The organism is Pseudomonas sp. Rh2, from assembly GCF_040762985.1.
Taxonomy (GTDB): domain Bacteria; phylum Pseudomonadota; class Gammaproteobacteria; order Pseudomonadales; family Pseudomonadaceae; genus Aquipseudomonas; species Aquipseudomonas taiwanensis.
Genome location: NZ_CP142890.1, coordinates 2,064,872 through 2,078,998, shown reverse-complemented (window position 1 = coordinate 2,078,998; position 14,127 = coordinate 2,064,872). Strand labels below are relative to the sequence as shown.

Sequence of the window (14,127 nt, the reverse complement as noted above, 5' to 3'; positions counted from 1 at the left end):
TTGAGTGTATGCAGCACTCAGTTCAGCGCTGGCGTGTCGCCATTGATCGGAATGCGCTTGGCCTTGGCTTCTTCCGGCACGATGCGCAACAGGTCGATGCTGAGCAGGCCGTTGGCCAGACCCGCGGACTTGACTTCGATATGGTCAGCCAGGCGGAACGACAGCTTGAAGGCGCGCTGGGCAATGCCCTGGTGCAAGTAGGTCACTTCCGCTGCGGTGTTTTCGCGTTTGCCACCGGTGACGGTCAGGACGCCTTTTTCGACTTGCAGGTCGAGGTCCTGCTCCTGGAAACCGGCCGCTGCAACCACGATACGATAGTGGTCATCGCCATGTTTTTCTACGTTGTAGGGAGGGTAGCTGCTACCCGCCTCGTTACGCGCCGCAGATTCGAACAGGTCGTTGAAACGGTCGAAACCAACGGAATGGCGGAACAGTGGTGCAAGAGAGAAAGCGCTAGTCATGGTCATAAACTCCTGAGATTTCAGCAAGTAAGTCATTGCGCGACCCGACTTCGGCATCGCGTACTCAAGAAATATGTCCGGGGAAAAGGCTTTCAAGGGGTAGGCAAAAAAAATTTTAGGGGGGCTGAAAACAGTATCGCCGGCAAGCCGGCGACAGGGACGCATCAAGCCACGCATTCCTCGAACGCGGGCACCTCGACCCCGAGCAACCGGCTGATCCGCTGGCAATCATCCTCGCGCCGCAGCTCGGCGAACAACACCACCGCCTCCGGGTAACTACGGGTCAGCATCGCCAACCATTGCTTCATGCGCCCCGGCGCGTAGCGCGGCGACAACTTGGCCTGGGCTTGACGCCAGAATTCGCGCAGCAACGGCAACAGCGCCTCCCAGGACATCGGCTGGAGCTCGCGGCCATCGCGCGCTGCGGCGATCTGCAACGCCAGGTCCGGACGCGAGACCAGGCCACGACCCAGCATGATGTCTTCGGCGCCGCTGACCTCGCGGCATCGTCGCCAATCGTCCACGGTCCAGATCTCGCCATTGGCGAACACCGGCACCTCGACCACATCCTGCACCCTGGCCACCCATTCCCAATGGGCCGGCGGCTTGTAGCCCTCGACCTTGGTTCGGGCATGGACCACCAGATGCGCCGAACCACCTTCGGCCAAGGCCGTGGCACACTCCAGCGCGCCATCAGGGCTATCGAAACCCAGACGCATCTTGGAGGTTACCGGAATGTGCGCAGGCACCGCGCGCCTTACCTCACGGACGATGGCATGGAGCAGTTCCGGCTCCTTGAGCAGCACGGCACCGCCCCGCGACTTGTTGACCGTCTTGGCCGGGCAACCGAAGTTCAGGTCGATCACTGGCGCCCCCAACTGGCAGGCCAGCGCAGCGTTTTCGGCCAGGCATACCGGGTCGGACCCCAGCAATTGCACACGCATCGGCACCCCGGCCGCGGTGCGAGCGCCGCTGCGCAGCTCCGGGGCCAGCTTGTCGAAGGACGAGGCCGGCAACAAGCGGTCGCAGACGCGAATGAACTCGGTGACGCACCAATCGATGCCGCCCACTCGGGTCAGGACGTCGCGCAGGATGTTGTCGACCAGCCCCTCCATGGGGGCCAGGGCAATTTGCATTTCTGGGTCTCGGCGGGAAAAGGCCGCAGTCTAGCAAAAAACGCCGCCGGGTCAGGCACCGATCAGCGCCGGGCCGTAGCCGTCGAGAAACTCCGCCGGCATGCGCTTGGGCTTGCCGCTGGACAGCTCGATGCAGGCGAAGGTGGTCTGGGCGCGGAGCAGGGTGACGCCATCCCGCGGGCGCTTGAGCTGAAAGCGACGGGTCATGCGCAGACGTTGATCCCAGTCGATGATCCAGGTCGCCAGTTGCAGCTCATCGTCTTCATAGGCGGCAGCGAGGTAGTCGATTTCATGCCGAACGACCGCCATGGCCCGGTCAAGACGCCGGTATTCGGCCAAATCCAACCCCAGGCGCTGGGAGTGGCGCCAGGCGCAGCGCTCCAGCCAGGTGACGTAAACCGCGTTATTGGCATGGCCGAGACCGTCGATGTCCTCGGTGCCGACGCGCAGGTCGATGATGAATGGTGTTGCCAGGTCCCAGCTCATGCCCTTTTCCTTGATAAAGAATGGGTTGCCTGTACCGGCCATATCGCCGGCAAGCCGGCCCCGACAGCAGGGCCGGTCGATGAGCGGGCAGTGTAACGGAAGCTCAGGCGCTTTGCCGCGCGGGAGTGCCGGCGCCGGCCAGCAATTCGAGCACTGCTTCACTCAGCCGCGGATCGGCCAGCACCCGCTGGTGCCCTCCTTCCTCTAGCAGCATCAGGCGGCTGTCGAACCAGGCTTTGTGAATGATCTGCGCCTCATCGGCGGACACCAGCGCATCATCGGCGGCGTGCACCACCAACCCTGGCAGTTCCAGCTGGTAGGCGCTGACGTCCAAGCGGGCAATCTGCATCCCCACATCCCGCTCGACCTGGCGAATGAAAGCGGCCCTGGCCCGTGCCGGCAGGCCAAGACGCCGGGCGAAGCCACGCAACACACCCAGCAACTGCGCAGGTGCGGCGATGCTGACCGCCGCCTCGGCCCGCAACCCCATCTGCAATGCCAGCAGCACACTGGCTCCGCCCATGGAATGGCCGATCACCGCGCGCAAAGGGGGCAGTTCGGCAGCGGCTTCAAGCAATGCGCGCGCGAACAACACCACATGGGCCTGCTGGCCGGGCGAACGCCCATGAGCCGGCCCTTCCAGCGATACCACGGTATGCCCGGCCTGCACCAAGGTTTCGATGAGTGCGGCAAACTGGGTCGGCCGCCCCTCCCAACCGTGCATCAGCAACACGGTCGGCCCCTTGCCCCAGCGCAACGCCGACAAACCGAAACGCAGGGTGATGCGCTCGGCATTGGCCAGCAAGGGCAACTCCCACGGTTTGGGCGGCAGGTTGCGCGGGGTCATGAAGGCGCGGCGCATCTTGCCGGCGATGTGTTCGGGGGCCAGATGACCCAGGGTGCCATTGACGCCACGAATCCAGCTCAGGGTAGTCATCGCCTTGCTCCAGGTGTAGGGGGTTCAGATCACCGCCGACTTGGCGGCGCGCAGGATGCGGTCGGATAGCGCATCGGTGCCCAATGCCCGAGCCAGGGCCAGGCCGCCCACCATCAAGGCAAGGTCGGCCAGGGCCTTGTCGATGTCTTCGGGGCTGTCGACCATTTGCGCGGTCATCAACTCGATGTGCTCGGCCAACACGTCGCGAAAGGCCTCGGGCAGCCGTTGCATCTCCCCCAGCGAGTTGGGCAACGGGCATGCCTGAACTTCGGCGTCGCGGTGCTTGCGCGACAGGTAGAACGCCGCCGCAAGCGCCCGCCGCCCCGCTCCATCCAGGCTCGGATCGACCTGGGCAAGCAGCGCGCGACGCTCGTTCAACAACTGGCGGAACGCCTCCAGCATGAGCTCGTCCTTGCTGTCGAAGTGGGCATAGAAGCCCCCCACCGTCAGCCCGGCAGCACCCATTACCTGGCTGACACTGGGCTCGGCCGGCCCATGCTGGATCAATGCCGTGCGGGCGGCTTCCAGGATACGTTCGCGGGTCTTGCTCTTTTTATCGCTCATGGGCACCTCGAATATGATAGGCATCATATTATGCTCATAATATTTTTTGGCAAGCGAAAAAACACGACTCCCGGCACGGGGCGAGCACATTGGCGGAGGGGAGAAAAAACAAAAGGCCCATTCAATAATCGAATGAGCCTTTGAAGTCCCGCAAAACGCGGGTAAAAATGGCGTCCCCTAGGGGACTCGAACCCCTGTTACCGCCGTGAAAGGGCGGTGTCCTAGGCCACTAGACGAAGGGGACGTAACCTTCGCGAAGATTCGCTTTAGCGAACCCTGGCAGAATTGGTGGAGCTAAGCGGGATCGAACCGCTGACCTCCTGCATGCCATGCAGGCGCTCTCCCAGCTGAGCTATAGCCCCGAAAACAAAAGGCTCATCCAACATTAAGAATGAGCCTCTTTAAGCCCCGCAAAACGCGGGAAAAAGTGGCGTCCCCTAGGGGACTCGAACCCCTGTTACCGCCGTGAAAGGGCGGTGTCCTAGGCCACTAGACGAAGGGGACGTAACCTTCGTGCCGATCCGTTTTCACGAACCGCGGCAAATTGGTGGAGCTAAGCGGGATCGAACCGCTGACCTCCTGCATGCCATGCAGGCGCTCTCCCAGCTGAGCTATAGCCCCGGATTTCTAGCCTCTCGGCCCAGCGACATCCTGAAACATCGCTTGTGTGAAACTGGCGTCCCCTAGGGGACTCGAACCCCTGTTACCGCCGTGAAAGGGCGGTGTCCTAGGCCACTAGACGAAGGGGACGAACCTTCTTACCTTCAAGACCCGGTTGATGGACCCAGTCTTGCTTATCGGCATTCACCGTTAAGCGGAATTTGGTGGAGCTAAGCGGGATCGAACCGCTGACCTCCTGCATGCCATGCAGGCGCTCTCCCAGCTGAGCTATAGCCCCACAATGTCGCGCTGAACTGAATCACCGGCTGGGTGCCTGGCGCTTCGTTTTAGTTCATCGCTGTGGACGGGGCGCATATTAAGATCGGATTGCAGAGCTGTCAAACAAATTTTTGAAAAAATTCAAAAGTTTTTTTCGAGATAACAATCACTTACCGCCCTGCCCCAGTGCTACGGGTTGCCTCGCCTCTTCCGCGGCAGGCTGTGGGGGGCTTTATGTCGCGAAAGGGCCGCGTGCGACCCCTGCGATTTTGCGTTGCAACTAAAACCCTGGGACCGCAGGGCGGCCCGTTCGCGGCACAAGGCCGCTCCCACAGCGTGCGCTGCAGCTGTCGATCAGGGTCAGGCGATGTTGGCCAGCAACTTTTCCCACTCTTTGTTTTCTTTCTTCGACACCCCGCCCAGCAGGTCGAGCGCTTGGCGCAGGCGATAGCGGGTCAGGTCTGGACCGAGGATTTCCATGGCGTCGAGCACCGATACCGAACTGGCCTGACCGGTGATGGCGGCGAACATCAGTGGCATGGCATCACGCAACTTGAGCTCCAGCGCCTCGACCACGGCCTGGATGCAGGCGGTGATGCGGTCTTTTTCCCACTGACGCAGGCTTTCGAGCTTCCACAGGATCAATTGCATCACCTGGCGAACCTGGTCGGTGGACAGCTTTTTGCTTTCGAACAGCTTGGCATCGAGTTTGAGCGCGCCTTCGAAGAAGAAGCCACCCAGCGGCGCGATCTGGCTGAAGGTTTCAACTCGGCCTTGTACGTGCGGGGCGATCTTCATCATGTAGTCGCTGTTGAATGCCCATTTCTGCACACGAGCGGCAAACTCTTCCACCGGCAGCTCACGCAGCCACTGGCCGTTGAGCCAGGACAGCTTCTCGATGTCGAAGATCGGGCCACCCAGCGAGATACGCGACAAGTCGAAATGCTCGACCATCTCGGCCAGCGAGAACTTCTCACGCTCGTCCGGCATCGACCAGCCCATGCGCCCCAGGTAATTGAGCATCGCTTCAGGCAAGAAGCCCATGCGCTCGTAGAACGTCACCGAGGTTGGGTTCTTGCGCTTGGACAGCTTGCTCTTGTCGGGGTTGCGCAGCAGCGGCATGTAGCACAGCTTGGGCTGTTCCCAACCGAAATACTCGTAAAGCTTGATCAGCTTCGGCGCAGAAGGCAGCCACTCCTCGCCACGCAGCACGTGGGTGATGCCCATCAGGTGGTCATCGACCACGTTGGCCAGGAAGTAGGTCGGCAGGCCGTCGTTCTTCATCAGCACCTGCATGTCCATGCGGTCCCATGGAATCTCGACGTCGCCACGCAGCATGTCCGGAACCACGCAGATGCCTTCGCTCGGCACCTTCATACGGATAACATGCGGCTCGCCCGCCGCCAGGCGGCGCTGGACTTCCTCGGCGCTCATCTTCAGAGCACGGCCGTCGTAGCGCGGGGTCTCGCCGCGGGCCATCTGCTCGGCACGCATCTGCTCGAGCTCTTCGGCAGTGCAGAAGCAGTAGAAGGCGTGGCCAGCGTCGACCAGCTGCTTGGCGTACTTGGCGTAGATATCGCCCCGCTCGCTCTGCCGGTATGGGCCGTGTGGCCCCCCCACGTCCGGACCTTCGTTCCATTCGATGCCGAGCCAGCGCAAGGCGTCGAAGATCTGCTGCTCCGACTCGCGGGTAGAGCGCAGTTGGTCGGTGTCTTCGATACGCAGGATGAACTCACCGCCGTGCTGCTTGGCGAAGCAGTAGTTGAACAGGGCGATGTAGGCGGTGCCGACATGGGGGTCGCCAGTGGGCGATGGCGCGATACGCGTGCGAACGGTGGTCATGGAGAGTCTCGAACGAAAGATGAAACAAAGGCGGGATGTTAGCAGGGAGCGGGCACTCGGCTCCAGCTATGGCGCGATCGTCACTTGTGATTGCGCCGTTTGTCGCTGTTAAATTTGTTTACATTTCTGGAACGATAGTGCTCATGCCCGCCCAACTCAAACGCCGCCTGCTGGTCTTTCTCACCCTTGTCGCGCTCATCGCCCTCGCCTTCCTGGCTCACTGGTACTTCAAGGGTCGCTTCTTCGAAAGTACCGACAATGCCTATGTTCAAGGCGAGATCACCCGTATCTCCAGCCAGTTGGGCGCACGCATCGACGACGTGCGGGTTGCGGACAACCAGCACGTGAGCCAAGGAGAACTGCTGGTACGCCTGGAGGCCGCCGACTTCCAGCTGGCCGTGGAGCGTGCTCACGCGGCCCTGGCCACGCGCGAGGCCGAGCGCGCGCAGGCGGAAAGTCGCCTGACCCAGCAAGCCAGCCTGATTGCGGCCGGCCAGGCACAGGTTGCCGCGAACCAGGCTACCCTCGACCGTTCGCGCCTGGACTTGAACCGCGCCGAGGCGCTGCGCAAACCTGGGTTCGTCTCCGAGGAGCGCGTCACGACGCTGTCGGCGGAAAAGCACGTGGCCAGTTCTCAAGTCGACAAGGCCCGTGCCGACCTGCAAAGCCAGCGCCAGCAGGTAAACGCCTTGACCGCTGAGCTCAAGCGTCTCGATGCACAGATCGCCAACGCCCGTGCCGAACTGGCACAGGCTGAACTCAACCTGACCCGCTGTGAGATCCGCGCGCCGATCAGCGGCACCATCGGTCAGCGCAATGCGCGCAACGGCCAAGTAGTGCAAGCGGGTGCTTACCTGCTGTCCATCGTGCCGGACGAAGATATCTGGGTACAGGCCAACTTCAAGGAAACCCAGATTGGCCGCATGCAGCCGGGCCAACGTGTGGAGTTGCTGTTCGACAGTTACCCGGACACCCCGATCGAGGGTCGGGTCAATAGCCTGTTCGCGGCCTCTGGCGCGCAGTTCAGCCTGTTGCCGCCGGACAATGCCACCGGCAACTTCACCAAGGTGGTGCAGCGTATTCCGGTGAAGCTGACCTTTGCCCCCGACAATCCGCTTCACGGCCGCATTCGCCCCGGTATGTCGGTGACGGCAACCGTGGACCTTCGCCCCGAGCATGGCTCCCGCGATGGCCGGTGACACGCTGCTGAGACCGACGGCGGAGCCGACCCGACGCGACTGGATTGCCGTGATGAGCGTAATGCTAGGCGCGTTCATGGCGGTGCTGGATATCCAGATCACCAACTCCTCGCTCAAGGATATCCAAGGCGCGCTGTCGGCGACGCTGGAAGAAGGTTCATGGATTTCCACCTCCTACCTCGTGGCCGAGATCATCATGATTCCGCTCACGGCCTGGTTGGTGCAGTTGCTCTCGGCACGACGCCTGGCGGTCTGGGTATCGACGGGGTTCCTGTTGTCGTCGCTGCTCTGCTCGATGGCCTGGAACCTGGAGAGCATGATCGTGTTTCGCGCATTGCAGGGGTTCACCGGGGGGGCGTTGATTCCCCTGGCCTTCACCCTGACGCTGATCAAGCTGCCTGAACACCACCGTGCCAAGGGCATGGCGATGTTCGCCATGACCGCCACCTTCGCCCCGTCCATCGGCCCCACCTTGGGCGGCTGGCTGACGGAAAACTGGGGCTGGGAATACATCTTCTACATCAACATTCCGCCGGGCCTGTTGATGATTGCCGGCTTGCTGTATGGCCTGGAGAAGAAGGAGGCGCACTGGGAGCTGCTCAAAAGCACCGACTATGCCGGTATCGTCACCTTGGGGCTGGGCCTGGGCTGCCTGCAGGTATTCCTGGAGGAAGGCCACCGCAAGGACTGGCTGGAGTCGAGCCTGATCGTCGGACTGGGCACCACTGCCTTGATCAGCCTGATCGCATTCGTGATCTTGCAGTTCTCCAAGCCCCACCCGCTTATCAACCTGCGAATTCTGGGTAATCGCAATTTTGGCTTGTCGAGCATTGCCAGTCTGGGGATGGGGGTTGGGCTGTATGGTTCGATCTATCTGTTGCCGCTGTACCTGGCGCAGATCCAGGGCTACAACGCCTTGCAGATCGGCGAGGTGATCATGTGGATGGGTATTCCGCAGTTGTTTCTGATTCCGTTGGTGCCGCAATTGATGAAGGTGGTTTCGCCCAAAGTACTGTGTGCCTTGGGGTTCTGTCTGTTCGGCATCGCCAGCTTTGGTTCTGGGGTGCTCAATCCGGATTTTGCCGGGCCGCAGTTCAATCAGATCCAGGTTATTCGGGCGCTTGGACAGCCGATGATCATGGTCACCATTTCGCTGATCGCGACGGCTTACATCCTACCGCAGGATGCGGGGTCGGCTTCGAGCCTGTTCAATATTCTGCGTAACCTTGGGGGGGCGATTGGTATCGCCTTGCTGGCGACCTTGCTGGATGCGCGGAGCAAGGTGTATTTCGATTATCTGCGTGAGGCGCTGGTGCCGAGCAACCCGCAGGTGGCGGAGCGTCTTTCGCTTTTGGCCGAGAGGCTGGGGAGCGATAGCGCTGCGCTTGGCAAGTTAAGTGAGATTACCCATCAGCAGGCGTTGATCATGGCTTATAACGATGCGTTTCATTTTGTCGGGATTGGGTTGGCGGTGAGCATGGTGGCGGTATTGTTGACTAAGAAGTTGCCGGCGGGGTTGAAGGCAGGTGAGGCGCACTAAGATTGGTTTTCACAAATTCAAGTGCCGCAAACCCTTTTTTGCTTTTGCTTTTGCTCTTGCCCCTAGTGCGCGATAGTCCAGACACCACGAATCGCGACGTCAGGAGGCCGAACGCAGGCCTTGCGCAGGGAGGTGACGGGCATGGATGCCCGTCAAGCGCTGCGGCCCAGGAGGGGTCGTTCAGCGCGGTCCTCCCGGAGCAAGGCCGGAGTGAGGGAACCCCGGAGCGCAGCGTAGGGGCCGGATGATAGGAGCCAGACTTTTTTGGTTACTTTTTGGGGCGTCTGCCAAAAAGTGACCCGCTGTAAGAGCGGAAAGGTGATTGAGCGTCGCCTTGGCAAATGGATATGCTCATAAATCTAAATACCAAAACCTCAAACTTCAAACTTCAAAGCGAATACTTGGCGCTGGCATTCAAATCGCGTGAATATCCATTCGCCATGGAGGCGCTCATTCACCTTTTCGCCTTTACGGCGACCTACTTTTGCTCTTGGGCAAAAGTAGGCAAAAACCGCTGGCTCCTATCATCCGGCCCCTACGCTGCGCTTCGGGGTTCCCTCGCTACGGGCTTGCTCCCGGGAGGACCGCGCTGAACGGCCCATCCTGGGCCGCAGCGCTTGACGGGCATCCATGCCCGTCACCTCCCTCCGCAAGCCCTACGCTCGGCCTACTGACGTCGCAATTTGCAGCGTCTGGGATATCGCGCATTAAAAGCAAAAGCGGAGCATGAAATACCAAGTCCGAACAACAACAACAACAGCTAAACCAGTCGCACATTAAATATTCAAACTACAAAATGCGAGACGGACTTTCTTTTGCTTCGCTTTGCTCTTGCTTCTAGCGCGCGGTAGTTCAGGCGCCACCTCATGCGACTTCAGGAGGCCGAGCGCAGGGCTTGCGCAGGGAGGTGACGGGCATGGATGCCCGTCAAGCGCTGCGGCCCAGGAGGGGCCGTTCAGCGCGGTCCTCCCGGAGCAAGCCCGGAGCGAGGGAACCCCGAAGCGAAGCGCAGGGGCCGGATGATAGGAGCCAGACTTTTTTGGTTACTTTTTGGGGCGTCTGCCAAAAAGTGACCCGCTGTAAGAGCGGAAAGGTGACTGAGCGTCACCTTGGCAAATGGATATGCTCACGCATCCAGAAACCAAAACCTCAAACTTCAAAGCACAGATTTAAGGGCGGCATTCAGATAGCGTGAATATCCATTCACCATGGAGGCGCTCATTCACCTTTTCGCCTTTACGGCGACCTACTTTTGCTCTTGGGCAAAAGTAGGCAAAAACCGCTGGCTCCTATCATCCGGCCCCTACGCTTCGCTTCGGGGTCCCCTCGCTACGGTCTTGCTCCCGGGTGGACCGCGCTGAACGGCCCCTCCTGGGCCGCAGCGCTTGACGGGCATCCATGCCCGTCACCTCCCTCCGCAAAACCTACGCTCGGCCTACTGACGTCGCAATTGGCAGCGCCTGAACTGCCGCGCACTAGAAGCAAAAACAGAGCAAAAGCAGAGCAAAAGCAGAGCAAAAACAACGCTGACTTGCGGGACTGGGCTTATCAGCTGGCTATCAAACGCTCACGAAGCTGAGTAATTTCATCCCTCAACTGCGCGGCAGCCTCAAACTCCAGATCCCTCGCAAACTGCATCATCTTCTCTTCCAACTGCTTGATGCGTTTGGTGATCTCCGCCGGCGTCCGCAATTCCGCCTCGTACCGAGCACTCTCCTCCGCCGCCTTGGCCATCCCCTTGCGCTTCTTGCTACGCGCACCCGGCACCGTAGCGCCTTCCATAATATCGGTGATGTCTTTGACCACCCCCTTGGGCACGATCCCATGCGCCTGGTTGAAGGCTATCTGCTTCTCCCGACGCCGCTCAGTCTCGTCGATGGCACGCTGCATCGACCCCGTCACCTGATCGGCATACAGAATCGCCCGGCCATTGAGGTTACGAGCCGCACGCCCGATGGTCTGAATCAATGAACGCTCGGAACGCAGGAATCCCTCCTTGTCAGCATCGAGAATCGCCACCAACGATACCTCCGGCATATCCAACCCCTCACGCAGCAGGTTGATGCCCACCAGCACGTCGAACGTACCCAGACGCAAGTCACGAATGATCTCCACCCGCTCGACGGTGTCGATGTCCGAGTGCAGGTAACGCACCCGCACATCATGGTCCGCCAGGTAATCGGTCAGGTCTTCAGCCATACGCTTGGTCAAGGTCGTCGCCAACACCCGCTCGCCAACGTCCACGCGCTTGCGGATCTCCGACAGCAAGTCGTCAACCTGAGTAAGCGCCGGACGTACCTCCACCTGCGGGTCGACCAGACCAGTCGGCCGTACCACCTGCTCGACCACACGCCCAGCATGCTCGGCTTCATAAGGGCCGGGCGTGGCCGAAACGAAAATGGTCTGCGGACTCACCGCCTCCCACTCATCGAACCGCATCGGCCGGTTGTCCAGCGCCGAGGGCAGACGGAAACCGTATTCGACCAGGGTTTCCTTACGGGAGCGGTCACCTTTGTACATGGCGCCCACCTGCGGCACGCTGACATGGGACTCGTCGATCACCAGCAAGGAATCTGGCGGCAGGTAGTCGTAAAGCGTGGGTGGCGGCGCGCCGGCCGGACGGCCGGAGAGATAACGCGAGTAGTTCTCGATGCCATTGCAGTAGCCAAGTTCGAGAATCATCTCCAAGTCGAAGCGGGTGCGCTGCTCGAGACGCTGTGCCTCCACCAGCTTGTTGGCCTTCTGCAGGTACTCAAGCCGGTCCTTTAGCTCCTCCTTGATGCCCTCCACCGCGTCCAACAGGGTTTCACGCGGGGTGACGTAGTGGCTCTTGGGGTAGAAGGTAAAACGCGGCAACTTACGGAAGACTTCGCCAGTCAACGGGTCAAAGGCGGCGATGTTCTCCACCTCGTCATCGAACAGCTCGATACGGATGGCTTCCAGGTCCGATTCGGCCGGGAAGATGTCGATCACATCCCCACGCACCCGGAACGTGGCACGGGCGAAATCCATTTCATTGCGGGTGTATTGCAGGTCGGCAAGACGCCGCAGCAGTGCACGCTGGTCGAGCTTGTCGCCACGGTCCACGTGAAGGACCATTTTCAGGTAAGTCTCGGGGCTGCCCAGACCGTAGATGCACGAGACGGTGGTCACGATGATCGCATCGCGCCGCTCCAACAGCGCCTTGGTCGCCGACAGGCGCATCTGCTCGATATGGTCGTTGATCGAGGCATCCTTCTCGATGAAGGTGTCCGACGACGGTACATAGGCCTCCGGCTGGTAGTAGTCGTAGTAGGAAACGAAATACTCCACCGCATTGTTCGGGAAGAACGCCTTGAACTCTCCGTACAACTGCGCAGCCAGGGTTTTGTTCGGCGCCAGCACCAGCGTCGGGCGCTGCACCTGCTGGATGACGTTGGCGATACTGAAGGTCTTGCCCGAACCGGTCACCCCAAGCAGCGTCTGGTGCGATAGCCCGGCCTCGATGCCCTCGACCATCTGACGAATGGCCTCGGGCTGGTCGCCGGCCGGCTGAAAACGGGTAACGAGCTGGAACTCGGACATGATAGGCCTCGCGCAACGCAGCAACTGTAAATTTAGCCAGTAGTCTATACCCAAATGTGGCCGCGTGGCGTCGGTTTCGCGACCCTGGAGTGGGCAACCCATAATGTGGACCGGGCATTTCGACCAATGGTCGAAAAATAATTGCCCAAATCGCCTGAAAAGCTGTGCCAGACTGTCGCAGTGACCGGCGGGTATCACTATACTGACTCCCCGTTTGTGCACCGCTTCAGTGCATTCGGCTGGAGCGTGTACGCCCTATCACACTCCATTCAGAGCCAAGGTAACAATGAGCCTGTTTTCCGCTGTCGAGCTGGCACCCCGCGACCCTATTCTGGGCCTCAACGAAGCATTCAACGCCGACCCACGTACCGACAAGGTCAATCTGGGCGTAGGCGTTTACTGCAATGAGGAAGGCCGCATCCCGCTGCTGCGCGCTGTGATCGAAGCCGAGACCCAGCGTGCCGCCCAGCACGCCTCCCGCGGCTACCTGCCGATCGACGGCATCGCGACTTACGACCAGGCCGTGCAAAAGCTCATCTTCGGCGCCGAATCGCCACTGCTGGCCGCCGGTCGCGTGGTCACCGTGCAGGCCGTTGGCGGTACCGGCGCTCTGAAGATTGGCGCCGACTTCCTCAAGCGCCTGTCGCCTGACGCCGTCGTCGCCATCAGCGACCCAAGCTGGGAAAACCACCGCGCCCTGTTCGAAAGCGCAGGTTTCCCGGTACAGAACTACCGCTATTACGATGCCCCGAGCAACGACGTCAACCGCGCCGGCATGCTCGAGGACCTGAAAAACCTGCCATCGGGCTCGATCGTTGTCCTGCACGCCTGCTGCCACAACCCGACGGGCGTCGACCTGAAACTCGAAGACTGGAAAAACGTCCTGGACGTGGTCAAGGCCAAGGGCCATGTACCGTTCCTCGACATGGCCTACCAGGGCTTTGGTGCCGGCATCGCCGAAGACGCCTTCGCCGTGCGCCTGTTCGCCGAGTCGGGCCTTGAGTTCTTCGTCTCCAGCTCGTTCTCCAAGTCGTTCTCGCTCTACGGCGAGCGTGTCGGCGCGCTGTCGATCGTCACCGGCTCCAAGGACGAGAGCACCCGCGTGCTGTCCCAGGTCAAACGCGTGATCCGCACCACCTACTCCAACCCGCCGACCCACGGCGCCACCATCGTCGCCACCGTGCTCAACAGCGCCGAGCTGCGTCAGATGTGGGAAGACGAGCTGGCCGAGATGCGCGAGCGCATCCATGGCATGCGCAAGCAAATGGTCGAGCTGCTGGCCCAATACGGCGCCAAGCGTGACTTCAGCTTCGTGGGCCGCCAGGCGGGCATGTTCTCGTACTCGGGCCTGACCGTCGACCAGGTCAAGCGCCTGAAGGAAGAGTTCGGCATCTATGCGTTGGACACCGGCCGTATCGCCGTCGCCGCGCTGAACCAAAGCAACATTCACGTGGTTACAAAGGCCATCGTGGAAGTGCTGTAACTGCTTGATTTACCAAGGGGTAGCTTGACTTCCCCT

General features: G+C 60.8%; 10 protein-coding genes and 6 tRNA genes. 3 read left to right on the top strand and 13 right to left on the bottom strand.

The window, feature by feature from the left end; translation table 11 throughout:
- Positions 1–17: 17 nt before the first annotated feature.
- The 12 genes from VXM67_RS09450 to gltX all read right to left on the bottom strand — a co-directional run bounded on the left by VXM67_RS09450 (position 18) and on the right by gltX (position 6,305).
- On the bottom strand, positions 18–461 hold the full coding sequence (locus VXM67_RS09450; protein WP_023379434.1) for an Hsp20 family protein: 444 nt from the start codon (positions 459–461) through the stop codon (positions 18–20).
- Between the two features lie 164 nt (positions 462–625).
- Positions 626–1,597 carry a tRNA-dihydrouridine synthase gene (locus VXM67_RS09445; protein ID WP_023379433.1) on the bottom strand — a complete coding sequence of 324 codons (972 nt, stop codon included), beginning with the start codon at positions 1,595–1,597 and terminating at the stop codon, positions 626–628.
- Between the two features lie 51 nt (positions 1,598–1,648).
- Positions 1,649–2,083: a thioesterase family protein gene (locus VXM67_RS09440; protein WP_023379432.1), complete on the bottom strand. Its 435-nt coding sequence runs from the start codon at positions 2,081–2,083 to the stop codon at positions 1,649–1,651.
- A 103-nt stretch (positions 2,084–2,186) separates the two neighbouring features.
- Positions 2,187–3,020, bottom strand: coding sequence for an alpha/beta hydrolase (locus VXM67_RS09435; RefSeq protein ID WP_367237638.1), 834 nt, complete (start codon positions 3,018–3,020; stop codon positions 2,187–2,189).
- A 24-nt stretch (positions 3,021–3,044) separates the two neighbouring features.
- Positions 3,045–3,584, bottom strand: a complete 540-nt coding sequence (locus VXM67_RS09430; RefSeq protein WP_023379430.1) for a TetR/AcrR family transcriptional regulator — start codon at positions 3,582–3,584, stop codon at positions 3,045–3,047.
- A 168-nt stretch (positions 3,585–3,752) separates the two neighbouring features.
- Positions 3,753–3,828: transfer RNA gene (locus VXM67_RS09425), tRNA-Glu, on the bottom strand.
- A gap of 42 nt (positions 3,829–3,870) precedes the next feature.
- Positions 3,871–3,946 (bottom strand) — tRNA-Ala (locus tag VXM67_RS09420).
- A 66-nt stretch (positions 3,947–4,012) separates the two neighbouring features.
- A tRNA-Glu gene (locus VXM67_RS09415) sits at positions 4,013–4,088 on the bottom strand.
- Between the two features lie 41 nt (positions 4,089–4,129).
- Positions 4,130–4,205 (bottom strand) — tRNA-Ala (locus tag VXM67_RS09410).
- Between the two features lie 53 nt (positions 4,206–4,258).
- A tRNA-Glu gene (locus tag VXM67_RS09405) sits at positions 4,259–4,334 on the bottom strand.
- A gap of 72 nt (positions 4,335–4,406) precedes the next feature.
- Positions 4,407–4,482, bottom strand: a tRNA-Ala gene (locus tag VXM67_RS09400).
- A 341-nt stretch (positions 4,483–4,823) separates the two neighbouring features.
- Entirely contained in the window at positions 4,824–6,305 is a 1,482-nt protein-coding gene (gene gltX, locus VXM67_RS09395; RefSeq protein ID WP_023379429.1) for a glutamate--tRNA ligase, read from the bottom strand.
- A gap of 143 nt (positions 6,306–6,448) precedes the next feature.
- On the opposite strand from gltX, the gene VXM67_RS09390 reads away from it, so the two are divergent.
- Both VXM67_RS09390 and VXM67_RS09385 read left to right on the top strand, forming a co-directional pair.
- Positions 6,449–7,504: an HlyD family secretion protein gene (locus VXM67_RS09390; RefSeq protein ID WP_023379428.1), complete on the top strand. Its 1,056-nt coding sequence runs from the start codon at positions 6,449–6,451 to the stop codon at positions 7,502–7,504.
- Positions 7,505–7,553: 49 nt separating this feature from the next.
- On the top strand, positions 7,554–9,044 hold the full coding sequence (locus VXM67_RS09385) for an MDR family MFS transporter (RefSeq protein ID WP_177325260.1): 1,491 nt from the start codon (positions 7,554–7,556) through the stop codon (positions 9,042–9,044).
- Between the two features lie 1,548 nt (positions 9,045–10,592).
- On the opposite strand, the gene uvrB is transcribed toward VXM67_RS09385, so the two are convergent.
- Positions 10,593–12,608, bottom strand: a complete 2,016-nt coding sequence (uvrB, locus tag VXM67_RS09380) for an excinuclease ABC subunit UvrB (RefSeq protein WP_023379425.1) — start codon at positions 12,606–12,608, stop codon at positions 10,593–10,595.
- A 286-nt stretch (positions 12,609–12,894) separates the two neighbouring features.
- Between uvrB and VXM67_RS09375 the strand changes: the two genes are divergently transcribed.
- The gene (locus tag VXM67_RS09375; protein WP_023379424.1) at positions 12,895–14,091 is read left to right on the top strand and encodes an amino acid aminotransferase; all 1,197 of its coding nucleotides are present in this window, start codon (positions 12,895–12,897) and stop codon (positions 14,089–14,091) included.
- Positions 14,092–14,127 lie beyond the last annotated feature (36 nt).